The organism is Solitalea canadensis DSM 3403, from assembly GCF_000242635.2.
In the GTDB taxonomy this organism is placed as follows: Bacteria; Bacteroidota; Bacteroidia; order Sphingobacteriales; family Sphingobacteriaceae; genus Solitalea; species Solitalea canadensis.
The window spans coordinates 4,630,413-4,656,349 of the sequence record NC_017770.1 but is presented as its reverse complement, the minus strand read 5'-3'; the positions used below and the strand labels follow the sequence as shown (position 1 = coordinate 4,656,349).

Sequence of the window (25,937 nt, the reverse complement as noted above, 5' to 3'; positions counted from 1 at the left end):
ATCATCTAATAAATCGCTAAAAATATGATTCAAGTAAAAGGGTACGCAGCTGCCCAAGCGAAAGCTCCTTTAGCTCCGTTTAATTTCCAGCGTCGTGAAGCGGGTCCGCACGATGTGATAATCGAAATTCAATACTGTGGTGTTTGCCATTCTGATATTCACCAGGTTCGTGATGAATGGGGAGGATCTATCTTTCCAATGGTTCCCGGGCATGAAATCGTCGGAAAAGTTATTAAAGTTGGAGAGCATGTTAAGAACTTCAAAGCAGGAGATCTTGCCGGCGTTGGCTGTCTGGTCGACTCATGCAGGACATGCACTAGCTGTGTCCAAGGATTAGAACAATATTGTGAGGTACATTGGGTTGGCACGTATAACAGTGTTGAAATGGATATGAAAACACCAACCTATGGTGGCTATTCAAATCAAATTGTTGTCGACGAAGGTTTTGTATTACGCATCTCCGAAAAGTTAGACCTTAAACGTGTTGCTCCTTTATTATGTGCCGGAATTACAACGTATTCTCCATTACGTCAATGGAAAGTGCGCAAAGGTGAAAGAGTGGGGGTTGTCGGACTTGGAGGATTAGGACATATGGCAGTTAAACTGGCTGCTTCTATGGGAGCCGAAGTCACCGTATTAAGCACTTCTCCTTCTAAAGAAAAAGACGCGAAAGACTTGGGAGCTCATAAATTTGTGGTTACCAAAGACGAAGATTCATTAGCCTCCGTTAATAATTATTTTGATCTGATTATTAACACTGTTTCGGCACCTACCGATCTGAATGTTTATCTGAACTTATTGCGTTTAGATGGAACTATGGTTTTATTGGGGGTTCCTCCTGAAGCTCCGCAAATAGCGGCATTTAACCTTATTGCAAAACGTCGCCGACTTGCCGGTTCATTAATCGGAGGCATTCCGGAAACACAAGAAATGCTGGATTACTGTGCGGAGCATAACATTATGTCTGATGTAGAAGTTATCGCTATGAAAGATATTAACGAAGCTTACGAACGAATGCTCAAAGGGGATGTTCATTATCGCTTTGTTATTGACATGGCAACTCTTTAAGCAGTATTTAATATTCTGAAAAGCACCCTTAAATATACTCAAGGGTGCTTTTTCTATTATTAACCAATTCAATCAACAAAAACTTACATTTTAATGACAGGTTTTATTTGCAATTAAATTGTGCACAATTTAATTTTGCATCATCAAATTAAAACTATGGACTTTCTGAAGTTAGAAAACCAGCTTTGTTTTCCACTATATGCGTTATCACGAAAAGTAACAGCACACTATAAACCATTATTAGATGAACTGGATTTAACTTACCCGCAGTACCTGGTCATGCTTTTGTTATGGGAACATCAAACATTATCTGTTAAAGAATTAGGGGATCACCTGATGCTCGACTCCGGAACGCTGACTCCTCTTTTAAAAAGATTAGAACAAAAGAAAATTGTGTCAAGAAAAAGAAGTGCTGAAGATGAACGAATCGTACTTATTTCGTTAACTCCGGATGGAAAAAAATTGCAAGAAAAAGCCGTCGAGGTTCCGAATAAACTCCAATGCAGCCTCAGTCTTTCTGATGAAGATATAGTGGTTACACGTTCGCAAATAATCAAACTCTTAAATAAACTAAAAGACGTATAAATTATGGGCTCTCTTAAAGTATTAATGATCACAACCTCCCATAGCGAATTGGGAAATACTGGCCACCAAACAGGTGTTTGGCTGGAAGAACTTGCTGCTCCTTATTACATCTTTAAGGATGCAGGAGCTGAAATAACTATCGCTTCTCCAAAAGGTGGGCAGGTACCTCTTGATCCAAAGAGCGAAGATGCTTCTTCAGAAACAGAAATGTCAAAAAGATTCAGCAATGATCGTGAGGCTTTGTTACAACTTGCCAAGTCTGTCAAGATTGAAGATGTAAAAGCGAAAGATTTTGATGCTGCATTTTTACCGGGCGGACATGGGCCAATGTGGGACCTTTCAGACAACTATGAATTAAGGTTATTACTGGAGGATTTTTATAACGCTCAAAAACCAATCGGCTCTGTTTGTCATGGAGTAGCCGGTTTGATTCCTCTCAGGGATAAAGATGGCCATGCAATTGTAAAGGGTAAAAACCTTACCAGCTTCAGCAATACAGAAGAAGAGCTGGTTGGCCTTACCAAAGTAGTTCCATTTTTACTTGAAACTGAGTTGAAAAACCTGGGAGCCAATTATTCAAAAAAGGAAGATTTCGCCCCTTTCATGATCAAAGATGGATTATTAATTACAGGTCAAAACCCTGCATCCTCAGAAATTACCGCTAAAGAATTATTAAACACAATCAACAAATAAATTTAAACATGATTAAGCCTTTATATACAGCAACAGCCTTTGCAACCGGCGGAAGAAATGGTAAAGTAACCTCATCAGACAATGTGCTCGACCTTGAGGTAAGAACTCCGAAAGAATTAGGTGGTTCGGGAGGAGAGTACACCAACCCTGAACAATTATTTGCTGCAGGCTATGCGGCTTGTTTTGATAGTGCATTAAGTCTTGTTATACGAATGGCGAAAGTAGAAATAGCCGGCCCAACCAACGTTACTGCACATGTGAGCATTGGTAAAAATGAAGCAGAAGGATATGGCCTAGGCGTAATTCTACACGTAAATGTTCCAGGGGTAAGTGAAGAGCTTGCAAAAAATCTCGTAGAAAAGGCGCACCAGGTTTGCCCTTATTCAAATGCTACCCGAGGAAATATCACAGTTGAATTAAACGTTTCAAACAATTAATCTTAATTATGAACGCTCGACAAATCGTTTTGGCAGCTCGCCCCAAAGGAATGCCAACCGTAGAGACATTCCGAACCGAAGAAATAACACTCCCTGACTTACAGAACGAAGAGGTTTTATTAAAAGGCCTTTATTATTCTGTTGACCCTTATATGAGGGGAAGAATGAGTGCAGCAAAATCATACGCTGCACCATACGAAGTCGACCAACCAATACATGGAGGGATAGTAGCGGAAGTAGTACAAAGTACCTCTCCGGAATTTGCCAAAGGAGATGTTGTTTTAGGTTACCTACCGTGGTCAACAACCATAATTGCCAAGGCTAAAGATTTAAAAAAAATAGATACCAACTTAGCTCCTGCAAGTTACTACCTGGGTATTCTGGGGATGCCTGGATTAACTGCTTTTTTCGGATTGATGGACATAGGTAAACCGAAGGCTGGAGAAACAGTGGTGGTTTCAGGAGCAGCCGGAGCTGTAGGAATTTTGGTCGGACAGATCGCCAAAATACAGGGTTGCCGTGTAGTAGGCATTGCAGGCGGACCGGAAAAGACGAATATGCTCTTAAATGAGTTCGGTTTTGATGCAGTTGTTGATTACAAAGCAACAACTGATCTAAGCGCAGCAATTGCGCATGCTACTCCCAATGGAGTCGATATTTACTTCGATAATGTGGGCGGAGAAATTTCTGACGCGGTTATTCAACAGCTGAACTTTCATGCAAGAATTCCTCTTTGCGGTCAAATTGCGCTGTATAACAATACTGAGGTAGCTCTTGGTCCTCGTATTCAACCTTTTTTACTAACCCGTAGTGTGCTGATGCAAGGATTTATTGTTGGTAATTATGCAAGTCGCTTTAAAGAAGGGATAGTACAATTAGCGGAATGGGTGAAGACGGGAAAACTAAAGTATACCGAGACAATCGTAGAAGGATTTGATCAATTACCAGCAGCATTGTTGGGCTTATTTTCAGGCAACAATACCGGCAAAATGATTGTTAAAGCGTGATCTTAATCATTAAGTATTTATTAATTTTGAGCACTTCAATTATTATTTACTTATGAGTATAGAATCGCCATCTTCCATGTTAGTTATCTGGACTACCTTACACGCCGCTTTTTGGCTTTTTGTAATCGTATTCGTGCTTAGGAAGGTCTTCAAGCATTATAATTCAAAAAAATCAGCATCCAACTAAACAGAAGGAAAGGAAGAGCGTAACTATATGCTCTTCCATTTTTTGTTATCCGGCCCAGCCTTCCCGATCCAGGCTTCTGAAATTAATTGCTTCGGCCAGGTGCTCCACTTCAATGTTTTCTGTATCTGAAAGATCTGCAATTGTACGGGCTACTTTTAAAATACGATCATAAGCACGCGCCGATAAACCTAAACGCTCCATCGCTGTTTTTAATAGCTGTAGACCTTCTTCATTGATCTTACAAAGATCCCTTACCATCTTTGAGCTCATCTGGGCATTACAATACACCTCTTTTTTGTCTTCATAACGCCTTTGCTGTAAGTCGCGCGCCACAATTACACGATTACGAATCACTTCACTTTTCTCGGATAAACGCTCAGCCGAAAGCTCATGGAATGCAACCGGAGTTACCTCTACATGAATATCAATACGATCGAGTAAGGGTCCTGATATTTTACTCAGGTATTTCTGCACCACTCCCGGTGCACAAACGCATTCTTTTTCCGGATGATTATAAAAACCACAAGGACAAGGATTCATAGACGCTACCAGCATAAAACTGGCCGGATACTCCACGGAAATTCTAGCACGAGAGATAGTTACTCGACGCTCTTCCAGCGGCTGTCGCATTACCTCCAACACCGTTCGCTTAAACTCCGGCAGTTCATCCAGAAACAAAACACCATTATGAGCCAGAGAAATTTCACCCGGCTGAGGATTTCCGCCTCCTCCAACCAATGCTACATCAGAAACAGTATGATGAGGAGATCGGAAAGGACGAATTGTCAACAAGGCATCACTAGCAGAAAGCTTTCCGGCCACAGAATGAATTTTGGTTGTTTCTAACGCTTCATGAAGATTTAAAGGAGGAAGAATCGTAGGCAATCGTTTAGCCAGCATTGTTTTCCCTGCCCCCGGTGGACCAATCAGAATCAGGTTATGACCACCAGCTGCAGCAATTTCCAAGGCTCGCTTTATATTTTCCTGCCCTTTAACATCGGCAAAGTCAAACTCATAGTTATTGATGTTTTTATAAAATTCTTCGCGCGTATTGACTTTTACAGGTTCTAGCGTCGAATTTCCATTTAAAAGTTCGACCACCTCTTTTATTGATTCTACACCATAAACATCCAAATCACTTACAATCGCAGCCTCTCGTGCATTTTGTTTGGGAAGTATAATCCCCTTAAAGCCTTCTTCCCGAGCCTGAATAGCGATGGGTAACGCTCCTCTTATTGGTTGTAATCCTCCATCCAATGACAATTCACCCATAATAATGTAACGACCCACATTTTCTACGTCAACAATCTGTCCCGAAGCTGCTAAAATTCCGGCAGCAATAGTGAGATCATAAGCGGATCCTTCCTTTTTAATATCTGCCGGAGCCATGTTTACCACGATTTTCATGCGTGGCAGGTGAAAGTCTGTATTCTTTAAAGCCGCTTCGATACGCTGATAGCTTTCCTTTACTGCATTATCAGGTAGACCGACGATGAAATATTTAGTACCGGCAGTAACGTTTACTTCAACAGTAATGGTTATGGCCTGAACACCGTACACGGCGCTGCCAAATGTTTTTACAAGCATAGCTGTTTAAATTCCTTAAATGTCTAACAACGGTTAACCCAAATGAATTATACTGTTTTTCGGAAGGGTTTGTTAGGAGATGGAAGGAGAAATTCTTACTACTATTTTTCTTAGTGAGCTATGAAATCGTTATAATGATTCCTGAAGAAATTACCTTTAAGCCTTTTAGATAGGAATTAACTAACAAGTAGTATTTATATATTCGGAAATTCATTTCACTTGGTTAAACATACTTCTCATTAGATCCCCTCACTACCCATTAAAGCGCGAATACTCCATAGTTTGAGCCTTCTACAATACATACTTTTTTTTCATAACAACCTTTATATCAATTAGTCGTTAAATAAAAATGAGAGAGTAAGGATCTGAATTGCTTTATGGCGATTGGATCTTTAGAAGTAAGTTCCCGGTCGTTCTATAAATGATCGGGAATTTTTCGTCACAATTAGTTGAGGTTTTATAGTAAAGGTTTTTAAATGTTAACCAACCAAAGTCGTCGGTTATAAAATGAATACTCCATCGGAGTAAAAAGTCGGTAATTCAGCGATTATAAAACAGCTTTTGCGCCGTCAGGTGCAAAACTTCCAGCAATTGTTTAGCCCTTAACAGGGCTATAGACATAAGGGGAACAAGATATTTTTACCGATCTATTGTCCCTATCGGGACATCTTATTGAACTGGCAACTATTTTCAACCATCGATTTCCCAGCCTAACACATTGCTACTATCTATAATGCGGGAGTTGCCGATCTATTGTCCAAATAGGAACATCTGATTTACACGCACCTTGAAGGTAATTAATACCTAATTTCAACCCATCTATTTCCAACTTAACACATTACTACTATCTTTAGGCTGATGCCGGAAAAACTAATTATTTCATCTCATACAGGACGTACTGTTTTACGAAACAATGAAGAGTTTCTTGTTTTCGCGGGAACTGCCTATTTAGGCATTCCTCAGAACGAAGTTTTCAGGAAGTTACTAATGGAAGGGTTCGAACGTTTTGGAACCAATTATGGGAGCTCCAGAAACGGGAATGTGGTTTTCGACATTTATGAAGAAGCAGAAGCTAAGCTTGCAGAAATGGTCGGTAGCGACTCAGCCTTAACTGTTTCTTCGGGTATGCTGGCCGGACAACTGGTATTACGACAGTTTGAAGATCATGCACATTTATTCATTTCTCCCGGAATACATCCGGCTTTAAGGCCATTAAATTACCAATCGCGGATTCAGACCTATGAACACTGGACCGATCATGTGTTAAAAGAGTTAAAATCGCACAAGTTTCCGGAAGCTGTTATTTTTCTTAACACTATTGATATTCTGCAAGCCAAACGCTATGATTTAAGTTGGTTGCAAAACTTGCCTAACGACCTACGACTAATTATAGTAATTGATGATTCACATGGATTCGGATTAATAGGAGAACAAGGGGCAGGTCATTGGCCGCAACTTCCAAAATCACCTACCATCGAGCGGATCATGGTTTCATCGATGGGAAAAGCACTTGGATTACCGGGCGGCATTATAGCCGGCAGTGAGAATCGGGTCAATAAAATTAAATCTGATGGGGTGTTTGTTGGAGGCTCTCCGCTTGTACCTGCTTATTTACATGCATTTGTAAATGCGCAATCGATCTATGAAGACGAGAGGCAAAAATTAAGAACGATAAGGACTCATTTTGCTATCCTGATTGATTCATTGAAGAAAACAATCACTTCTGAAGGACTTCCGGTTTTTAACATTAACAACAACGGGATCACAGAAAAACTGCTTCATCATCATATCCTGTTGTCGTCATTTCCTTACCCAACTCCTCAAAGTGAACCGGTAACTCGTGTTGTATTAAACAGTACACACACTAAAGAAGATGTAGAGCAGTTGGCAAATGCATTACTGACTTACTTGTAACCGATAAAGTTCTTCAAAACTGATGTCGGTAAGGTCATAGTCTTTCCAATTATTGAAATCATAATGCCACCACTCTTCTTTATAAACGGTAAAACCATTTTTAGACATTACTGATTTTAGCAATTCCCTATTGGCTATTTCCTTTTTAGAAGCATTGGGAGAATCAGCATAGGCTTTTGTGGTGAAGTCATCAAAGCCCGTTGGCATTTTGAGTTCTTTACCATTTTTTAAATTGATGATAGTAAGATCGATTGCACAACCTCTGTTATGACGCGAACCTTTCCAAGGTGCAGCAACGAAAACTGAATCTTTTTGCTTTTCATAAAAGGCGACAGTTACAGTATAAGGTCGATAACCATCAAATATTTTCAAACCCAAACCTTTTTCATTTAACTCCTTTTGCACTTTTTGTAATGCTCTAACAACAGGTAAACGGGTAAACGCGGCGGCAGAAGCATACATTTGCTCGCCCATGAAATTTTTTGTTGTTGCATAACGTATATCGAGGGCAACATTGGGAATATATTTATTGATCTCTACCAACGTTTTATTCGAATCCAGTTTTACTTGTCCTTTATAGCTTTCAACATCCGAAACTATCTTCAGTCCATATTTATTCGGCTTAGCCATCTGGCTAAATGCATGGAAAGACAAGAAGCTGAGTGCAAGAAAAAAGGTGTAGTGTCTTTTATTCATTCGAAGAAGATTAAACCTGTGCGGCAACCAATAAATCAAGATCCTTATAAGGAATATTAAACTGATCGCCCAGGTATTTATTTGTTAAATGTCCTTGGTAAACATAAACACCGTGTCTAACGCCCGTTTTATTCCACAGCATATTTTTTATCCCTCCATGATCACCAATATCTAACAAAATAGGTGTAAAAATATTGGTAAGTGCATAAGAGGCTGTTCGGGCTACCCGGGAAGCAATATTTGGAACACAATAATGAATTACGTTGTTTTTCATAAAAACCGGGGTGTCATGATTTGTAACCTTTGAGGTTTCAAAACATCCGCCCTGATCAATACTTACATCAATAATCACTGAGTCTGCAGGCATTTGGGCCACCATTTCTTCGCTTACCACACATGGAACCTGACCGTTCTTTGCGCGAATGGCACCAATAGCCACATCACAGGTTTTTAATGCTTTTAGCAGTACTTTGGGTTGAATAACAGAAGTGAAAATGCGTTGACTTAGTGCACCTTGCAAACGGCGTAAGCGATATAAGGAGTCATCAAAAACTTTAACTTCACAACCTAGAGCCAAAGCTGCACGAGCTGCAAATTCGGCAACTGTTCCTGCGCCGAGAATAACGACCTCTGTAGAAGGTATCCCTGTCACGCCTCCAAACATCATTCCCTTTCCATGCTTGCTATTGCTCAAATATTCAGCGGCTATTAAAATAGCGGTATTCCCTACAATTTCACTCATTGAACGCACCACCATAAAACTGCCATCGTCATCCTTCAGGTATTCATAGCCTAATGCATTAATTTTCTTATGCATTAATGCTTTGATGGCATCTTCTTTTAAATTAGCAAGATTAAGGGCTGAAATGAGAGTTTGTCCGGGTTTCATGAGCTCTATCTCAGACATTGATGGAGGAGCCACCTTCATGATGATATCCGACTGATACAACTCTTTACGATCGTAAATGATTTTTGCGCCAGCCTCACTGTATTTCTTGTCAGAAAAACGGGCACCTTCGCCAGCTCCGGCTTCAACATGCACATCATGACCATTGTTTACTAATACTTCAACGGAAGATGGTGTTATTGCGATCCGTTTTTCCTGGAAATAAGTTTCTTTAGGAATGGCAATAACAAGCTCGCGTTTTTTATGCTTAAGCTTCAACAATGATTCTTGTGGCTGCATCAGCGCCTGCTTGGCTACTTCACTAAACCCCTGCATGGTTGTAGAACTCATTAATAATACGTGTGGATAATACCGTGTTTTTCAAAAATAGCAAAAAAATTACTTCAAGGATGTGCATTCTTTAAAGTATTGCTCTTCTTTTAAACCTTTATATCAGAAATTTGTTCGTGTTCAATTAAACTAATTTATATGCTTAACAAGGCGAATATTTCGATGTCCGTTTTCGGCCTCTGCAATAATTACTTCAGTATAATGCTCAGGAAGTAGGTTAGGGATTTTTGAAGGCCATTCAACAAAACAATAACTCCCGCTATAGAAATATTCTTCATAGCCCATATCAAAAGCTTCCATTTCATTTTTTAACCTGTAAAAATCGAAATGATAAATCACAGGACCATCCGTTTCATACTGATTCACCAATGAAAAAGTAGGACTGGAAACCACTTCTTCAACGCCTAATACTTTACATACAGCTTTAATAAAAGTAGTTTTGCCTGCTCCTAAATCACCATTAAAAATTATAACACGATCGTCAGCAGCAAACTCGATCAGTTTTTGTGCGGCATCAGAAAGTCCATCAATATTCTCTACAATAACTTCCATGGTCAATTTGCATTTACAGGCAGCAAAAATACTATTTGAGCAGCAACTTATCCATTCAGAACTACTCTGAATGTTGTTCCTTTTCCTAATTCAGAATCTTTAACATATACCTGACCTTTGTGGTAATTCTCTACAATACGACGCGTAAGTGAAAGTCCCAAGCCCCAACCTCGTTTCCGGGTTGTATAACCAGGCTGAAACACGGTTTCAAATTTTGATTTAGGGATACCAGTACCCGTATCTGAAACATCCACATACACGTGTGTTTTATTCTGAGAGACATTTAACGTAATCTCACCTTCATTGGTACCAATGGCATTTACTGCGTTTTTACAAAGATTCTCAATTACCCATTCGAACAACGGAACGCTTAATTCTGCTGCTACAGGTTCTCCGGTAACTTTAAAACTGATTTTCTTAGATATTCGTTTCTCTAAATAATCAATATAATTTCTGACTACATCTTTTACATTATGCTTTTCAAGTACCGGGGCCGACCCAATTTTAGAAAAACGTTCGGCAATAACCTCTAGCCGACCAACATCACTCTCCATTTCTTCCAACAATTCTGCATCCTTTTCACCGTATTTGTCTTTCAATATTTCAATCCAGGCCATCATTGATGAAATAGGCGTACCTAATTGATGCGCCGTCTCTTTTGCCATACCTACCCAAACCTGGTTTTGCTCGGATCGACGGGATGAACTAAAGGCCAGGTATGCCAGAATCAAGAACACTGCAATACCTGTTAACTGACGGTATGGAAAATACTTGATTGAATTAAGCAATTGTGAGTCTTTATAATACACATAAAAAGCATCATCAGAGCCCACCTTCACTATAATAGGAGGATGTTGATCCTTCATAATTTCCAACTGTTCCTTAAAGTAAACCGGATCATAGGTTCGGCTTTTATCCGTAGAAATATTTGTCTTTAAGGAATCAAGACCTTTATAAGAAAGGATTTGATTCTTAGAATCTGTAAGTATAGCAGGGATTTGTGTATACTTATTTTGTACGTCGGTTAGGAAATCCAGGAAATGCTCATCTTCCACTTCAATTTTAAGTTTGGTACTTAATGCCCACAATTCTGCATTTCTACGTTCGCTTTCTGCCATCAAACTCACGAGATAATTAGTATAAACTAGTGAGATAGCACCTATAGACAACGCAAATATTAACAATAACAATTTCCAGCGCCTTTTTTGCGCATAAACATCCATTCTCATCGACGGCAATACAGAGTCAAATACAATTTTTCTGAAAGTTAGTTTGTTTTTTTATGGTCATCAAGCAGTCACAAGCTAACATTCATTTAATTTTTATAAATTATTACACATGGTGATTTTAAATGTACAATTTTAGAATTAATTGCATTGAGCTTAATGCAATTTTAAGCATGATCACCTTGCTAAAAACACAGCGTGTTATTTATAAAACGACAAGATTGTAAAATAAGGTATATTTGCGCCGATCTGGAAAAAGAACACCATCTTCCTAATCAGGTTAAGACGCAGATGTTCAATCCATTTATCCTTCTAAAAAATTATGGCTAATAAAGTTCGAGTTCGTTTTGCACCAAGCCCTACCGGAGGTTTGCACCTCGGAGGTGTTCGTACCGTATTATTTAATTATTTGTTTGCAAAGCATCATGGTGGTGAGTTTGTGTTGCGTATTGAAGATACTGACCAAACCCGTTACGTTCCTGGTGCTGAAGAATATATTGTTGAGTGTTTGAAATGGTGCGGCCTAAATCCGGATGAGAGTCCGCAACTGGGTGGCCCCTATACTCCATATCGCCAAAGCGAACGTAAACCAATGTATCGTCAGTATGCAGAGCAGCTGGTAAATGCCGGTTTCGCTTATTATGCTTTTGATACCCCTGAAGAGTTAACGGCTAAACGTGAAGCTATTCCAAATTTTCAATATGGACATACTTTTCGCCAGGAAATGCGTAACTCAATTTCGCTTTCGGCTGATGAAACGAAATCATTGATCGAACAAGGCATTCCTCATGTGGTGCGGATAAAAATGCCTGCCGATGAAACCGTAACGTTTACCGATATGATTCGTGGTGAAGTAAGTTTCGATACTAACCTCGTTGATGATAAAGTGCTTTTGAAAGCTGATGGTATGCCAACTTATCACTTAGCGGTTGTAGTGGATGATTATCTAATGAAAATCTCGCACGCTTTCCGTGGTGAAGAATGGTTGCCATCTGCGCCAATCCATATTTTGTTGTGGAAATATTTAGGTTGGGAAAATGAGATGCCTGAGTGGGCTCACTTACCGCTTATCTTAAAACCTGATGGAAATGGTAAACTAAGCAAACGCGATGGTGATCGTTTAGGATTCCCTGTGTATGCGATGAACTGGACAGATCCAAAATCCGGTGATCTAACCAAAGGATTCCGTGAATTGGGTTTCTTGCCAGAAGCTTTTATCAATTTATTGGTGATGTTGGGTTGGAATGACGGAACGGACCAGGAGTTATTTACGCTTGATGAAATGATCCAAAAATTCTCTATCGAACGCGTTAGCAAAGCCGGGGCAAAATTCGATTTCGAAAAAGCTAAATGGTTCAATGCTGAGTGGATCAAAAAGACTGATACCGAAACCTTACGCCCACACGTATTATCGGTATTAGAATCAAACGGCATCAATGTAACTGATGAGACTTATCTAAATAAAGTGATTGCATTGATAAAAGATCGTTGCGTGCTTTTACCTGATTTTTGGCAACAAGCTTCGTTCTTTTTCCGCCGTCCGCACGAATTAGATATTGACTCTGTAAAACCGAAATGGAATGATGAAAAAACAGCTTTCTTTAATGATTTGATCGCAGCATTCTCTCAAACCCCATCATGGAACGCAACTGATCTTGAAAATGAATTTAAAGCATTAGGTGCTGAAAAAGGATTGAAAGTGGGGGAGATTATGCTTCCTTTACGGATTATGTTGGTGGGTGGTAAATTCGGACCAGCAGTTTTTGATATTGCTGAGATGATCGGCAAAGAAGAGACGATTGAAAGGATTAGAATTGCTTTAGGGCAGTTGCAATAAAACAAAAAGGGACTTTTATATAAAAGTCCCTTTTTGTTAACGGTTACCTATGATTTAGCCAAATTGGATAAAACAATAAGTCTTCCCACATGGTTTTCTATTATCTTTTTGAAAGTTTGGCCAATGCTTCAGAAAGAGAGCTCACAAAATTAATATGTCCCATTTTATTACTTTCGAATATAAAATCCCTAATGCTTTTTCCTGAATAATTAGTAAAATCTCCAACTATAGCCAGTCGAACGCGGTAATTGGAGAACTTTTGAAGAATTTCTCCGGCTATCCGGTTCTTCAAGTCAAAAAAATCGACCGTAATATTTCGGTCATAGATAATCAGATTATCAAAACCCTGATAATAAATATCTCCTAACAAACCGAGACCGTCTTCAGCTGTCCTAATAATCATTTCATCCGAAATCACTTCTGCAACCTTCGTATTATTTATTAAATGAGTTTGGATATTCATAGTTGATATAAGTTTTTACAGAATTGTTGTTATTGTGTTATTTGCCTTATAAAATATTCAGAGCTTTCTCCATTCCACATCTAAAAGGATTTTCATATACACGTTAACTATTTTTACTGCCAAAATTCCAGTTAATTAGCGGAAGTTTTCTTCTTTCATTTACATTCCAAAGACCTATTTGAAAGCCTCGTGTCTTTTTGCTGGTATTAAAAATACCCACCTGAATTCCATTCATTTGATAGCATTGATTCATAAATAATGTGGTTTGAATACCATTGTGCCGCTGCGCCGCATTTATCATCGCAGCAACAGATATTCCATTGACGCTGTTATGCAGATGCCCAACTAAACCTATGGCAACTCCATTAATTTCATAGCTGCCAGCATTACCTGTTCCGGGTAAACTAATGCCATTAACTCGCTCCGAAATGGGTTCATCTATAATAGATTGGAACAAATTGTCACTCTCTGCGATCGGACTTCGGGGAGCTAAGGCTACCACAATGCCTTCGCCAATTAGCGAAAAACGAAGGCCGTTGCTGGATGTATTTTGTGGATCATTCGTAAAGTTCCACAAACCCGCTGAAACACCATAGATATTTATATTCTTTTGCTGAAAGGTCCAGGCAGGAAAATAGGTTTTCTTTTGTTGCCCATGGACCAACAATGTCAGCGATACTAAAAAAACGGTTAATGTAATTCGCATAGGAATGATTTGAGGTTAGCTGCTTCAAGCCATATGAAATAGTAGAAATTGTCAAAGAATAATGTTTACTCTTACTCCTTTGTTACTCATAAGAGCTTTCGCTCAATTCATTTAGATACATTTTATTATACTCTACTTTCCCAAAAACTGTAATTATCTTCTAATATAATAGTGATTGAGACAAAAGATCAGCTTTAGCGTTCAATTGTCAAACCCTTGGTTGTATAAAAACAAAAGCAGTAGTAAACCGATGCTTACTACTGCTTAAAATTATATTTTATTTTTCAACTATTTTGCAGTGGAGTTAACTAACCCTACAACGCCTTATCCAACCCGCGTTTCTCCAACAAATACTTCACATTAGGCTCAGCGCCTCTGAATGATTTGTAAAGTGTCATCGGATCTTCGGTTCCGCCTTTCTCTAAAACGTTCTTACGGAATGAGGCAGCCGTTTTAGGATCAAACAGGTTTCCTGTTTCTTTAAATGCGGCAAAAGCATCGCTATCTAACACTTCAGACCATATATAGCTGTAATAGCCCGCTGAATATCCTCCTGAGAAAATATGTTGGAAGTAAGTACTGCGGTAACGTGGTGCAATCTGTCCGATTAAACCGATTTTGTCCATTTGCTCTTTCTCAAATGCAGTGGTGTTGATTTGTTTTCCGGCAGGCGTAGTATGATAACCCATATCCAACAATGACGCTGCCAAGTATTCTACTGTAGCAAACCCCTGATTGAATTTAGAAGCTTTTTTCATTTTCTCAACCAATGCTGTAGGGATCAATTCACCAGTTTGGTAATGTTTAGCATAGAAGCCCAATACTTCCGGTTCAAACGCCCAGTTTTCCATTATTTGTGATGGAAGCTCAACGAAGTCTCGTGGCACTGAGGTTCCTGATAAACTCTCGAATTTCACATTTGAAAGTAACCCGTGTAATGCATGTCCGAACTCGTGGAAGAAAGTTTCTACCTCATCAGCGGTTAATAATGCAGGCTTGTCTGTTGTTGGTTGTGAGAAATTGCAAACAATTGAAACAACAGGACTGATCATTTTACCGTCTTTTATCGCTTGTTTGCGATACGAAGTCATCCATGCACCACTGCGTTTAGATGCACGAGGGAAAAAGTCCATATAGAAAACACCTACATGACGACCATTTACTTCTTTTACCTCATATGCAATAACATCCTGATGATATTTAGGAATGTCTTTAATCTCTGTAAAACTTAAACCGTATAACCTTCTGGTAACTTCAAAAATACCTTCACGAACGTTTTCAAGTTTGAAGTACGGACGCATTTCTTCAGCATTGAAATTGTACTTATCCTTACGTACTTTATCAGCATAATAACTCCAGTCCCAAGCCTCCAATTGTTGTCCTGGATTGGTGCGGTTCATTAACGATTGCATTTCGCTTGCTTCGCGTTTTGCAACAGGAAGAGCAGACTGCCATAGACCATTCAACAACTCATAAGCTTTATCCGGAGATTTAGCCATTGTTTCTTCCAAAACGTATGATGCATGATCACTGTAACCTAATAATGAAGCTTTATCAGCGCGTAGCGAAACGATCTTTGAAAGCACTTCTTTGTTATCAAGCTCATTGTTGTTATTACAACGATTGATGTACGCATTGTACATTTTCTTACGCAACTGGCGGTTATCAGCATATTGTAAGAATGGCATCACACTGGGATTGTGTAAAGTAAATCGCCACTTTCCTTCTTTACCAGCTCCTTTTGCCGATTGAGCAGCAGCGGCAATCGCTGACTCTGGTAAACCAGCGAGATCTTCCTTGTTATCAATAATTAACTCAAATCCGTTAGTCTCTTTTAATAAATTCTGACCGAACTTAACTGTTAACACGGATAGCTCTTTATTGATCTCGCGCATTTTTGTTTGCTTAGCCAAATCTAGATTTGCGCCGCTACGCACAAATGCTTTGTATGTTTTTTCCAGTAGGCGGGTTTGCTCCGGAGTTAGTTTAGCCTTCGATCTGTTATCATAAACGGTCTTAACACGTTTAAACAGTTCTGCATTCAGGTAAATATCATCACTATGTTGTGATAACTTAGGAGCAATTTGTTGGGAGATCTTTTCAATTTCGGCATTTGTATTGGCCGAAGTAAGATTAAAAAACACCGTCGATACTTTACCCAGTGCCTCGCCACTACCCTCTAGCGCGGAAATTGTATTCTCAAAAGTCGGAACAGAACGTTGCATTGTAATTGCAGCAATACGTTGCTGTTGCAATTTCATACCTTCTTCAAAAGCAGGCATAAAATGCTCCGGTTTGATTTTTTCAAAATCGGGTACACCAAATGGTGTTTTGTAATCACTTAGTAAAGGATTAGCATTTTGAGCAAAAGCTTTATCCTCCACAGCCACTAACATTCCACATACCATTATCATAGCAGGTAATTGTCTCTTTAAATTCATTATACAGCTTCTTTAGTTAATAGTGAAGAAGCCGAAAAATAAATGCATTCTTTATATTTCCTGTCATCATCAAGGAAATGTTACGTTAGTCTCATTTTTCAATACTAAGATTCAGGGAGTTATAAATGTTATTTAAAAAAATCCTATTTCCCGGTAACTTCTATGGGCATCAGAAGTTAAATGTCTTAGTTTTTACATCAGCAATGCTACCTCCTCTACATTACCTGATCAGAAAAACAATTTAGATTGTCTTCCAAGCAATCATAGGTTTTCAAAATTTGAGAAATATAAGGTCGATATGTAAAATTCCTGCAGACGTTGGCTGTTATTGTAAGGTTTCATGACCTTCATTTTAGTCTGCCGGCTATTTTACATTATCGATTCTTATTGGCGTTTTTGATTCATTATCTTTCGACATTGATAAAAAGATTTACTAATGAGGTTTACTTTCAAAAATGCGCTCTACCTGTTTTCCACGGCTATGTTGTTGAATTCTTGCAGTAATGACCCTTATGCTGCCAGTCGGAAAGCTTATAAAAAACAGTTAAAAACATATATACAGACTTTAAAAGAAATGACACCGACTGTTTTACCTCCGGATTCGGTGCCGGCATCGCAATGGGTTGCAACCGTAAACTATAACCTGCGCAAGCCAAACTATGTAATTATCCATCATACAGCACAGGACTCATTAGCACAAACATTAAAAACATTTACACTTACTCGCACACAAGTAAGCGCTCATTATGTGGTGAGTAGAGATGGCAAAGTGGTGCATATGCTTAATGATTATCTGCGTGCCTGGCATGCGGGAAACGCAAAATGGGGAAATTGCACTGATATTAATTCTAACTCTATTGGTATTGAATTAGACAACAATGGCAAAGAGCCTTTTGCGGATGCACAGATAAATAGTCTGCTGGTTTTACTTGGTAAATTGAAAACCAACTATAACATTCCAACGGCAAACTTTATCGGACATGCCGATATTGCTCCAACTCGCAAACCCGATCCAAGCGAAAAATTCCCCTGGAAAAAACTTGCTGATAAAGGTTTCGGGTTATGGTACACAATGCCTTTAGATACTGTCCCAACTGATTTTAAACCGTTAGAGGCCTTACGAATTATCGGTTACGATACTCGAAATGGCGATGCTGCGATAACTGCTTTTAAAAGGCATTTTATTCAGTCGGATGTTACTCCGGCACTGACGGATTCAACAAAGCTTATTTTGTATAATTTGTATAAGAAGTACTAAAAGTCACCTCATCCCCGGCCTTCTCCTTGAGGAGAAGGGAGCGCTCGGAATGACGGCTGAATAACCTTTGTTTTGTCCAAAAGTTTTGAGTGTATAATTGAGCATTCTTGCACTGTCTTCAAATCCCTCTCCTTGAGTAGAGGGATTTAGGGTGAGGTCCCTACTTTTTAGCTGCCCAGGCATCCATTTTAGATTCCAGAACTTCTAACGGTAAGCATCCGTCATTCAATACCTGGTCATGGAACTCGGCCAACTTAAATTTCTTTCCTAATTGCTTCTCATATTTTGTACGCAGCTCCCTGATTTTTAGCTGTCCGATTTTGTAAGATAATGCTTGCCCCGGAATGGCCATATAACGCTCAACTTCTGATGTTGCTTCAGCATCTGAAATCCGCATATTGTCAAGCATATATTGAATCGCTTGCTCACGTGTCCAGCCTTTTGAGTGTAAACCGGCATCAATCACTAAACGAACAGAACGAAGCATCGCATCACTTAAATGTCCTAAATATTGGTACGGATCTGAAAACAAGCCCAATTCTTTCCCAAGACTTTCAGCATAAAGAGCCCAACCTTCGCCATAAGCTCCATACCATGCAAAACGGCGGAATGTTGGTAAAGAAGTGTTCTCTATCTGCAGTGCATTTTGATAATGATGCCCCGGAATTGCTTCATGCAAAAACAACGTCTCCATTCCAACTGTATTGAACTTGGTAGCATCGATAATCGGAACATAAAATATACCTGGCCTTGATCCGTCAGCTGTTCCCGGTTGATATTCTGCACTGGCCGATGCTGCCCTGAACGCTTCTGTTTGCCTGATCTCAAATTTCATTTTTGGTGTATGATCAAACATTTTATGTAGTTGCGGATCTTCTTTTGTTTTTATGGCCCAAAATGCATCAATAACTTCTTTAGGAGTTTTAAATGGCATAAAACGTTTATCGGAATTTGCAAAGTTGAAAAATGCCTTCAAGTCGCCTTTAAAGCCCACCTGTTTTTTTACCTTCTCCATTTCAGCCCTGATCGTTGCCACCTCTTGTAAACCTAAATTGAAAACTTCGTCAGGAGTTTTATCTGTTGTCGTCCAATACCTAATCAAGTACTGATAAGTTTCTTTACCCTGTGGAATAGTATCAATACCTGAAGTTGTTCTGGCTTTCGGTAAATATTCATCCTTAAAAAACTCTCCCAGCTTTTTATATGCTTTGTTGATTTGATCGTTAATTGCTTTAGCATAGGCCTCCGTCAAGCGTTTTTTATCCGCATCACTAAAGCTCGAAGGCATTTTATTAATTGGTCCATAAAAAATGCTTTTTGTTACATCATCAGCCGGAATAGATTCCATTTGAGGTATGATTTTCTCCACCAATGCCTTTGGCAAAACATATCCCTTTCTAATTCCTGTGCGCATATTGGCAATTGCAGTATCTGTCCAGATTGAAAAGCCTGTGATTCTGCCCAAGAAATTATCATAATCTTTAACCGTTACAAATGGCTGATTACCCTCGCCGGAACCTAACTGAGGAAACGACAAAGGCAAGCTCCAGAACTGGTTTATGGGCATATATTCCGGATGGTAATTAAACCCTTCTAACGAAATACTCATTTCACGATTAAATATGTCGAAGCTAATTTTATCGTTATCACTTAGCGTGTTCCGGTCAATTTTCTTTAAATACTCACTATACTTGGTGAAAAAGTCTTTGCTCTTTTTTAGAAATGCTGCGCTTCCATCATTTCTTAATTGGTCATTAAAACGATTATCTCCATTAGTCGTTGCTTCCAAAGGGAAAAGCTGCATGCGTTCATCCCAATAATTATCGAGCATTTTATGAAAAATGATAGAATCTGTTTTATCGATTGTTTTTGCACTCTTATTAGGCGACTGATTACAGGCTCCAGCAATAACCGCCAGAAAGAATATTGACGTGATTTTTTTCATTATGTTGATGAATATTATTTTGATTTAAATAATTGGTCGGAAAAGTTGACTAACACAACTCCAATAATTACCAGTAACGCTCCAATGATTCGAGCCCATGATATCTCTCTTATGGCCAACCCTAAAAGTCCGAATTTATCAAAAATGAGTGATGAAAAGATTTGACCGGCAATAATCAAACTAATCATCCCTGCCATCCCAATCCGTGGAGCCAACACAATTGAACCAAAAACAAACAAAGCACCCATTGCCCCACCCGAAAATTTCCACCAGCTTATTTGCTGACTAAAAAACTGATCCATTTTCTGACCCGTTACCAAAGCTATTATCAATAGTGTTATTGCTCCAACCAGAAAAGAGATAAATGCCGTAACAACCGGGCTTCCTGCCACAGTTATTCGCAACTGATTGTTAACTGCCGTTTGAAGTGGAATGATTAAGCCAATAACAAAGGCAAACAGATAGAGGAAAATGTTCATATTACTGTTCAAATGAGGTTAAACTATTAGGCTTGTTCCAAGTTAGGTTATAAGGTAGATAATGACAAAAAAGTTTGCATCCTAGTTATAACAAAAATCCCTTCGATCTTTTATCAAAGGGATTCGTAAATACCTAAAATACGCTCTATATATGAAGGTTACAGAAAGAATCTTCAAAAGTTATTCCGATTTGTTTTTGACTTTTATGACCGCGTATTTAAACGTTTAATTTAACCTTTATTAATTTCTTTAAAATTTAAAGGGAAATCATTCTACACTTTGGGCCCCCATTGGGGTGATTTCTTTAAAATCTTTATAACTTCAAATTATATACAAAATTCACTATGATTGCAGGCTTAGACGCGTTAAAATACCCGGTTGGAAAATTTCAACCCCCAACAACCATTACTCCCGAAATGATTGTTTCCGCTATTGAAGAAATAGCAAATTTGCCTGCTCAAATTGAAAACGCATTAATAAATTTTAGCGAAAACCAGTTAAATACACCCTACAGACCCGAGGGTTGGACTATCAGACAGGTAATTCATCACGTGCCCGATAGTCACATGAATGCTTATATCCGTTGTAAACTAGCCCTTACAGAAGATAATCCCACTATCAGGCCTTACTTTGAAGACAAATGGGCCGAGCTTGCCGATACAAGCAACACTCCGATCGAAGTATCACTTCAATTATTAAAATCGTTGCACCAACGATGGGTAATGTTATTAAAGTCGATGAAACCGGAAGATTTTGAACGTACGTTTTTCCATCCTGAAAAAAAGTCGTCACTTAAACTGGCAGAAGTTGTTTTAATGTATGCATGGCATGGCAAACATCATTTAGGCCATATTTTAATCGTCAAAAATCAATAAATTAGAATAAATCAATACTCTTACATTTATGCCTATCAGAATGGTAAAAGATGAGGACGACTCATCACAAGGAGGCCCTCCAGGTGGAGGAGGCGGAGGTTTTTCCGGCGGCGGAAGAGGCGGCGGCGGTGGCGGACTTTTAGCGCTCTTACTTGGCCTGCTGTTAAAAAATCCGAAGTTATTGTTAGTCGCACTGGTTATCGGGGGTGCCTTTTATTTTTTTAAAGGCGGCTGCTCCGGAGGAGGCAATATTGCACAAATTGCGTCAAAGGTATTAAGTACCGGAGCCAACTTCGATCTGAAGCAATATGACAAAGCAGAAGTTTTTGAGCCTTTGGCTTATGATAAAAACAAAAATCCGCTGCCTGAACGTATAACTCTTCAGCAATTTTGTCCTAATCGTTTAAATCAGGGAGAACAAGGCTCTTGCGTAGCCTGGTCAAGTGCTTATGGTGCACGTACCATTTTAGAATCAAGAAAAACAGGTGCAGATCCGAATCAGATTGCTTTCAGCCCTGCATTTTTATATAACCAGATTAAACTTGACGGCTGTCAGGGTTCTTATATTATTCGTGCGATGAAATCAATGAAAGATGTAGGTGCTCTTCCCTTCAGTCAATTCCCTTATAACGACCAGGATTGTAGTCGTCAACCAAATTCTTCTCAAATCTCAGATGCCAACCAGTACACCATGTTGGGTTACAACCGACTTACTCAGGGAGGCGATGATTATACGATTGATTTAAATGCCATGCGCCAAAATTTAGCACAAGGAGCTCCTGTCGTAATCGGAATGATGGTAGGTGGCAGCTTTATGCAAGACATGATGGGGCAGAAAGTATGGCATCCAACAAATACTGATTATTCAATGCGAGGCTTTGGTGGACATGCCATGTGCATTGTTGGGTATGACGATTACCTGGAAGGAGGAGCTTTCCAGATTATGAACAGCTGGGGACCAGAATGGGGCGAGAATGGCTTTGGATGGGTAAGGTATAACGATTTCATCCATTTTGCCAAGGAGGCTTACGGGGTTTATCCGATGGGAGCCAGAAATGAAGCCAAATCAAATGAGCTGAAAGTGAGCGTAGCATTAGTTGATAATAATACTAAAAGCTACATTCCGCTGAGTCAGAAAAACGGAAATGTGTTCAGTACAAATTCTGCCATTAGAAAGGGTACAAAATTTAAAATTGAAGTGAACAATAGCATTGAGTGTTATACTTATGTTTTCCAGGATTCATTAGGAAAAAGCACCGTTTTATTCCCATATACGTCTAAACATTCTCCCTATTGTGGTATTACCGGTGCTCGATTATTTCCCAAAGATTACTCTATGCAAATCGATGAAGTTGGAGGGAAAGATATTATGGCCGTTGTTGTCACAAAAAAACCTTTAGATTTCAAAGCCTTTAACCAACGTATTAATCAAAGCTCCGGAGGTTCTTATGCCGAAAAGCTTAAGAATACATTGGGTAACATGAACACCAGTGGCGTTAATTTTTCATCAGGACAAAAGATCGCCTTTGAAACTCCAGTTAACAGCTCTGATGCAGCCGTAGCTGTTATTGTTGAAATACTTAAGTAATTTCAACACAGTCAAAAAACAGGAAAGCTCTCCGGTCAAAACCAGGAGAGCTTTTCTATTCAATATACAAGATCGTCCGCAAGAGTTTCGTTTATCTGGCGAGATAGGCCGAATACATCCACACCAATTTTTCTTGTTGCGAAATGTAATCACTCATCAAAGAGTTAGAGCCTTCATCATCGGCATCGGCTGAAAGATCAAGAATCTCACGTTCTTTTTCCAATAGGATCTTATAGCCATTTAAAATTCCTTCTACCCCTTTTAAACCATCTGAAACTCCTGTTATTTCTTTAATATCAGAATTCTTCACATAGTCGGAGAAGGAATGCATTGGTGTATAACCAAGGGTACGAATACGTTCAGCTATTTCATCAATCTTTAGCTGAGAATCTGTATATACTTCTTCAAATTTCACATGTAACTCAAAGAACTTTTCTCCTTTAATATTCCAGTGATACCCTCGTGTATTTTGATAGAACACCTGGTAGTTCGCTAACAGGTCATTAAGTTTTGCTGCAAGTTGTTTTGTCTTGTCTGTATCCAAGCCGATGGCGTTGGTTTGTTTTGATTTTTTTGCCATATGCGTAAATTAATTTTGTGTAAGTATAGGATTCTGTTCATTATCATAACGGCTAAGATTTTGTTAAATTACCGTTAAAGGGATGATCTTTGCGAATGAAGCAATTTATTAAAAATAAATCGCCGAATAAAACGGCATGGTCATCATTCCTATCCTAAACTCACATATTTCATTTTTTTACTTCAGACAGACAAATCTGGTTTTATCAAAGAAGCTTATTGCTTATGAAAACTGAATTGAAGTGGTCAATAATTATAAGTGTTCTAAACTTTGTATGGTTATGTGCTGAGTACGTTACCGGCTTACATAATCGGTATGTTGATATACTTCCGTACGTTACTATTTTTTCAATTATTATTCCAATTGTCGGATTGAGAATGGCTATTGGAGAAAAGCGGGATTATCACTATAATGGGCGAATAACTTTTTGGCAATCAATGCAGTGTGGAACTCTTATTACCGTTATCTGCGCAGTATTAAGCATATTCAGCATCATTATTTACTTCAAATTTATCAACCCTGACTATGCGGCATTTATGATCGCTCATGCAGCGCAAAAAGCTGCCGAAAGCGGGGAAAATATTGCTCGGGCAATTAAAAATGCATCCCAGTTTTTTACCATGAAAAACTATATGCAGCAATCTTTTGCTAGTACCATGTTTATCGGAATTATTATTTCCCTAACGATCTCCTTACTGATAAGAAAGAAAAGCAAATGGTGGCAAGATTAATTGATTACACAATTTAGCTATTTGTTATCAAATATTTTAGTTTTACATACGTTATAGGATTTACTAAATTCCCCAACCTGTTTGGATTAACTCATTTGATATTTTTTATGAAAAATAAAGCGAAACGTACCGCATTTACCTTACTAATTGCGACTAGCCTGTTAATGGCCGCTTGTGATGGTGGCTCTAACAAATCGAACGTTAAAACTAACGAAGATCTTACTACTATTCCGGAGCCTAAATTCCTGAAAGAAGGTGAACTATCGTTCTTAAATAAAGAAGGAAAAGAAATTAAAAAAATTGAAATTGAAGTTGCTGACGATGAACAGCAACGCGCACAAGGCTTAATGTATAGAAGGTCAATGGCAGACACACAAGGAATGCTGTTTAAATTCGACAAAGCAGAACCCCAAAGCTTTTGGATGCACAATACGTATATCTCCCTTGATATTATTTATGTAAATGAAAACAAAGAGATTGTCAAGATCTGCAAAAACGCAGAACCTTTAAAGGAGAATCAAAACCTCAATTCAGAGAAAAACGCACAATACGTTATTGAGGTTATTGGTGGCTTTTCAGATAAATTTGGTGTTGCCGAAGGGGATAAGGTTGCCTTTTAATATTGCGGATTGAGGGTTATGGGTTACGAGTTAAATAGTTAACTCAAGTTGCCAGTTATTAAATGAATACTCCATCGGAGCAAAAGATCGGTAGCAAAAAAATTAAAAAAGCAGCATTTATTACCGACCTATTATCCACGATACGACATTATTGAACTTACAACTTGAGTTAATTAGGATAATCCGAAACTCGTAACTCGTAACCCGAAATTACCTAATCCTTTTCCGATTCTAATTCCATTTTAGCCTTTTCAAGCACAGCTTTTTCTTCATCACCTAATTCAGGAAACTTCAGATCAAGCGATTCAAGAGTTTCCAATAAAATACGAGCTACAGCCAATTGTGCAAACCACTTTTTATCTGAAGGAATAACGAACCAAGGCGCATGCTCTTCGGCTGTTTCCTCAATCATCTGTTCAAAGGCATCTTCATACTGATCCCAATATTGACGCTCTTTAATATCACCGTAACTAAACTTCCAATTTTTATCGGGTTGATCGATTCGTTCTAAGAAACGTTTCTTTTGTTCCTTCTTAGAAACATTTAAAAAGAACTTCAGAATCACAAAGCCGTTTCTGCTTAAATGCTTTTCATGATCACGTATCGATTCATAACGATGCTCCCAAAATTTCTTGTCTAAATCTTTCTCAGTTAAAACAGATGGCAGGCGTTGGTTGAGAATAATCTCCGGATGAACCTTCGTTACTAACACTTCCTCGTAATAAGAACGGTTAAAAATGCCAATTCGGCCACGTTCAGGAAGCTGAACGGCTGTTCTCCATAAAAAGTCATGCTCAATCTCTGTAGAAGTGGGAACTTTAAAACTTACCACCTGACAACCGGAAGGATTGATACCAGACATTACATGCTTAATAGTACTATCTTTCCCAGCTGCATCACGCGCTTGGAAAATCATTAATATGGCATGATTATCGGAAGCATATAGTCGTTCTTGCAGTGCTGCTATTCGTTGAATATGCTCTTGCATAATCACACCTGCACTTTCCTTTGAAACGAAGTCAAGGGAAAAGTCGGTGTCAAAGTTTTTAAGTTTAAAGTTCTTCCCAGAGGTAATGGTAATGCGATCGTCTTTGATAAGTTTTATCATGGCGTAAAATTTCTATTAAAATACCATTTTGTCCTAAAATTATTAGGAAAACAAATTGAATTTCAAAAATAAATTCATAAATTAATGGTTAAGAATCTGTAAGTAAGCATAACGGTT

The 25,937-nt window shown here is 38.7% G+C and carries 24 protein-coding genes; 12 read left to right on the top strand and 12 right to left on the bottom strand.

What is annotated here, in order from left to right:
- Positions 1-24: 24 nt before the first annotated feature.
- The 5 genes from SOLCA_RS19570 (at position 25) to SOLCA_RS19550 (ending at position 3,790) form a co-directional block, all read left to right on the top strand.
- Positions 25-1,068: an NAD(P)-dependent alcohol dehydrogenase gene (locus SOLCA_RS19570; RefSeq protein WP_014682211.1), complete on the top strand. Its 1,044-nt coding sequence runs from the start codon at positions 25-27 to the stop codon at positions 1,066-1,068.
- A 156-nt stretch (positions 1,069-1,224) separates the two neighbouring features.
- Positions 1,225-1,653 carry a MarR family winged helix-turn-helix transcriptional regulator gene (locus tag SOLCA_RS19565; protein WP_014682210.1) on the top strand — a complete coding sequence of 143 codons (429 nt, stop codon included), beginning with the start codon at positions 1,225-1,227 and terminating at the stop codon, positions 1,651-1,653.
- Positions 1,654-1,677: 24 nt separating this feature from the next.
- Positions 1,678-2,346, top strand: a complete 669-nt coding sequence (locus SOLCA_RS19560) for a type 1 glutamine amidotransferase domain-containing protein (protein ID WP_245536729.1) — start codon at positions 1,678-1,680, stop codon at positions 2,344-2,346.
- Between the two features lie 8 nt (positions 2,347-2,354).
- Positions 2,355-2,783 (top strand): organic hydroperoxide resistance protein, encoded by a 429-nt coding sequence (locus tag SOLCA_RS19555; RefSeq protein WP_014682208.1) that lies wholly within the window; start codon positions 2,355-2,357, stop codon positions 2,781-2,783.
- Between the two features lie 8 nt (positions 2,784-2,791).
- Positions 2,792-3,790 (top strand): NADP-dependent oxidoreductase, encoded by a 999-nt coding sequence (locus SOLCA_RS19550; RefSeq protein WP_014682207.1) that lies wholly within the window; start codon positions 2,792-2,794, stop codon positions 3,788-3,790.
- A gap of 232 nt (positions 3,791-4,022) precedes the next feature.
- On the opposite strand, the gene SOLCA_RS19545 is transcribed toward SOLCA_RS19550, so the two are convergent.
- Positions 4,023-5,564, bottom strand: coding sequence for a YifB family Mg chelatase-like AAA ATPase (locus tag SOLCA_RS19545; protein ID WP_014682206.1), 1,542 nt, complete (start codon positions 5,562-5,564; stop codon positions 4,023-4,025).
- Between the two features lie 858 nt (positions 5,565-6,422).
- Between SOLCA_RS19545 and SOLCA_RS19540 the strand changes: the two genes are divergently transcribed.
- A complete protein-coding gene (locus SOLCA_RS19540) occupies positions 6,423-7,478 on the top strand; it encodes an aminotransferase class I/II-fold pyridoxal phosphate-dependent enzyme (protein ID WP_014682205.1) in 1,056 nt (351 codons plus the stop codon).
- Here the strand turns inward: SOLCA_RS19540 and SOLCA_RS19535 are convergent.
- The 4 genes from SOLCA_RS19535 to SOLCA_RS19520 form a co-directional block, all read right to left on the bottom strand.
- Positions 7,461-8,174, bottom strand: coding sequence for a M15 family metallopeptidase (locus SOLCA_RS19535; RefSeq protein WP_014682204.1), 714 nt, complete (start codon positions 8,172-8,174; stop codon positions 7,461-7,463). The genes SOLCA_RS19540 and SOLCA_RS19535 overlap by 18 nt on opposite strands.
- A 10-nt stretch (positions 8,175-8,184) precedes the next feature.
- Positions 8,185-9,411, bottom strand: a complete 1,227-nt coding sequence (locus tag SOLCA_RS19530; RefSeq protein WP_174270029.1) for an alanine dehydrogenase — start codon at positions 9,409-9,411, stop codon at positions 8,185-8,187.
- A gap of 129 nt (positions 9,412-9,540) precedes the next feature.
- On the bottom strand, positions 9,541-9,963 hold the full coding sequence (gene tsaE, locus SOLCA_RS19525) for a tRNA (adenosine(37)-N6)-threonylcarbamoyltransferase complex ATPase subunit type 1 TsaE (RefSeq protein ID WP_014682202.1): 423 nt from the start codon (positions 9,961-9,963) through the stop codon (positions 9,541-9,543).
- A 47-nt stretch (positions 9,964-10,010) separates the two neighbouring features.
- Positions 10,011-11,186, bottom strand: a complete 1,176-nt coding sequence (locus SOLCA_RS19520; RefSeq protein WP_014682201.1) for a sensor histidine kinase — start codon at positions 11,184-11,186, stop codon at positions 10,011-10,013.
- 325 nt (positions 11,187-11,511) lie between these two features.
- On the opposite strand from SOLCA_RS19520, the gene gltX reads away from it, so the two are divergent.
- On the top strand, positions 11,512-13,026 hold the full coding sequence (gene gltX, locus SOLCA_RS19515) for a glutamate--tRNA ligase (RefSeq protein ID WP_014682200.1): 1,515 nt from the start codon (positions 11,512-11,514) through the stop codon (positions 13,024-13,026).
- Between the two features lie 100 nt (positions 13,027-13,126).
- On the opposite strand, the gene SOLCA_RS19510 is transcribed toward gltX, so the two are convergent.
- From SOLCA_RS19510 to SOLCA_RS19500, 3 genes are all read right to left on the bottom strand, one after another.
- Positions 13,127-13,489, bottom strand: coding sequence for a DUF4180 domain-containing protein (locus SOLCA_RS19510; protein WP_014682199.1), 363 nt, complete (start codon positions 13,487-13,489; stop codon positions 13,127-13,129).
- Between the two features lie 103 nt (positions 13,490-13,592).
- Positions 13,593-14,195, bottom strand: a complete 603-nt coding sequence (locus SOLCA_RS19505) for an LA_2272 family surface repeat-containing protein (RefSeq protein ID WP_014682198.1) — start codon at positions 14,193-14,195, stop codon at positions 13,593-13,595.
- Between the two features lie 314 nt (positions 14,196-14,509).
- Positions 14,510-16,636, bottom strand: a complete 2,127-nt coding sequence (locus tag SOLCA_RS19500) for a M3 family metallopeptidase (RefSeq protein ID WP_014682197.1) — start codon at positions 16,634-16,636, stop codon at positions 14,510-14,512.
- Between the two features lie 436 nt (positions 16,637-17,072).
- Here SOLCA_RS19500 and SOLCA_RS19495 point away from each other — a divergent pair, with 436 nt between their 5' ends.
- Positions 17,073-17,894, top strand: a complete 822-nt coding sequence (locus SOLCA_RS19495) for an N-acetylmuramoyl-L-alanine amidase (protein WP_014682196.1) — start codon at positions 17,073-17,075, stop codon at positions 17,892-17,894.
- Positions 17,895-18,054: 160 nt separating this feature from the next.
- Here the strand turns inward: SOLCA_RS19495 and SOLCA_RS19490 are convergent, their stop codons facing one another.
- Both SOLCA_RS19490 and SOLCA_RS19485 read right to left on the bottom strand, forming a co-directional pair.
- Complete coding sequence (locus tag SOLCA_RS19490) at positions 18,055-19,839, bottom strand: DUF885 domain-containing protein (protein WP_014682195.1); 1,785 nt, start codon at positions 19,837-19,839, stop codon at positions 18,055-18,057.
- A 14-nt stretch (positions 19,840-19,853) separates the two neighbouring features.
- Positions 19,854-20,318: a DMT family transporter gene (locus tag SOLCA_RS19485; protein ID WP_014682194.1), complete on the bottom strand. Its 465-nt coding sequence runs from the start codon at positions 20,316-20,318 to the stop codon at positions 19,854-19,856.
- A 344-nt stretch (positions 20,319-20,662) separates the two neighbouring features.
- Between SOLCA_RS19485 and SOLCA_RS19480 the strand changes: the two genes are divergently transcribed.
- Complete coding sequence (locus tag SOLCA_RS19480; RefSeq protein WP_014682193.1) at positions 20,663-21,193, top strand: YfiT family bacillithiol transferase; 531 nt, start codon at positions 20,663-20,665, stop codon at positions 21,191-21,193.
- A 28-nt stretch (positions 21,194-21,221) separates the two neighbouring features.
- On the top strand, positions 21,222-22,781 hold the full coding sequence (locus SOLCA_RS19475; RefSeq protein ID WP_014682192.1) for a C1 family peptidase: 1,560 nt from the start codon (positions 21,222-21,224) through the stop codon (positions 22,779-22,781).
- 91 nt (positions 22,782-22,872) lie between these two features.
- Here SOLCA_RS19475 and SOLCA_RS19470 read toward each other — a convergent pair whose 3' ends face one another.
- Entirely contained in the window at positions 22,873-23,361 is a 489-nt protein-coding gene (locus tag SOLCA_RS19470) for a Dps family protein (protein WP_014682191.1), read from the bottom strand.
- Between the two features lie 224 nt (positions 23,362-23,585).
- On the opposite strand from SOLCA_RS19470, the gene SOLCA_RS19465 reads away from it, so the two are divergent.
- Positions 23,586-24,092, top strand: coding sequence for a DUF4199 domain-containing protein (locus SOLCA_RS19465; RefSeq protein WP_014682190.1), 507 nt, complete (start codon positions 23,586-23,588; stop codon positions 24,090-24,092).
- A 107-nt stretch (positions 24,093-24,199) separates the two neighbouring features.
- Positions 24,200-24,712 carry a DUF192 domain-containing protein gene (locus tag SOLCA_RS19460; RefSeq protein WP_014682189.1) on the top strand — a complete coding sequence of 171 codons (513 nt, stop codon included), beginning with the start codon at positions 24,200-24,202 and terminating at the stop codon, positions 24,710-24,712.
- A 214-nt stretch (positions 24,713-24,926) separates the two neighbouring features.
- Here the strand turns inward: SOLCA_RS19460 and SOLCA_RS19455 are convergent, their stop codons facing one another.
- Complete coding sequence (locus SOLCA_RS19455) at positions 24,927-25,820, bottom strand: polyphosphate kinase 2 family protein (RefSeq protein ID WP_014682188.1); 894 nt, start codon at positions 25,818-25,820, stop codon at positions 24,927-24,929.
- Positions 25,821-25,937 lie beyond the last annotated feature (117 nt).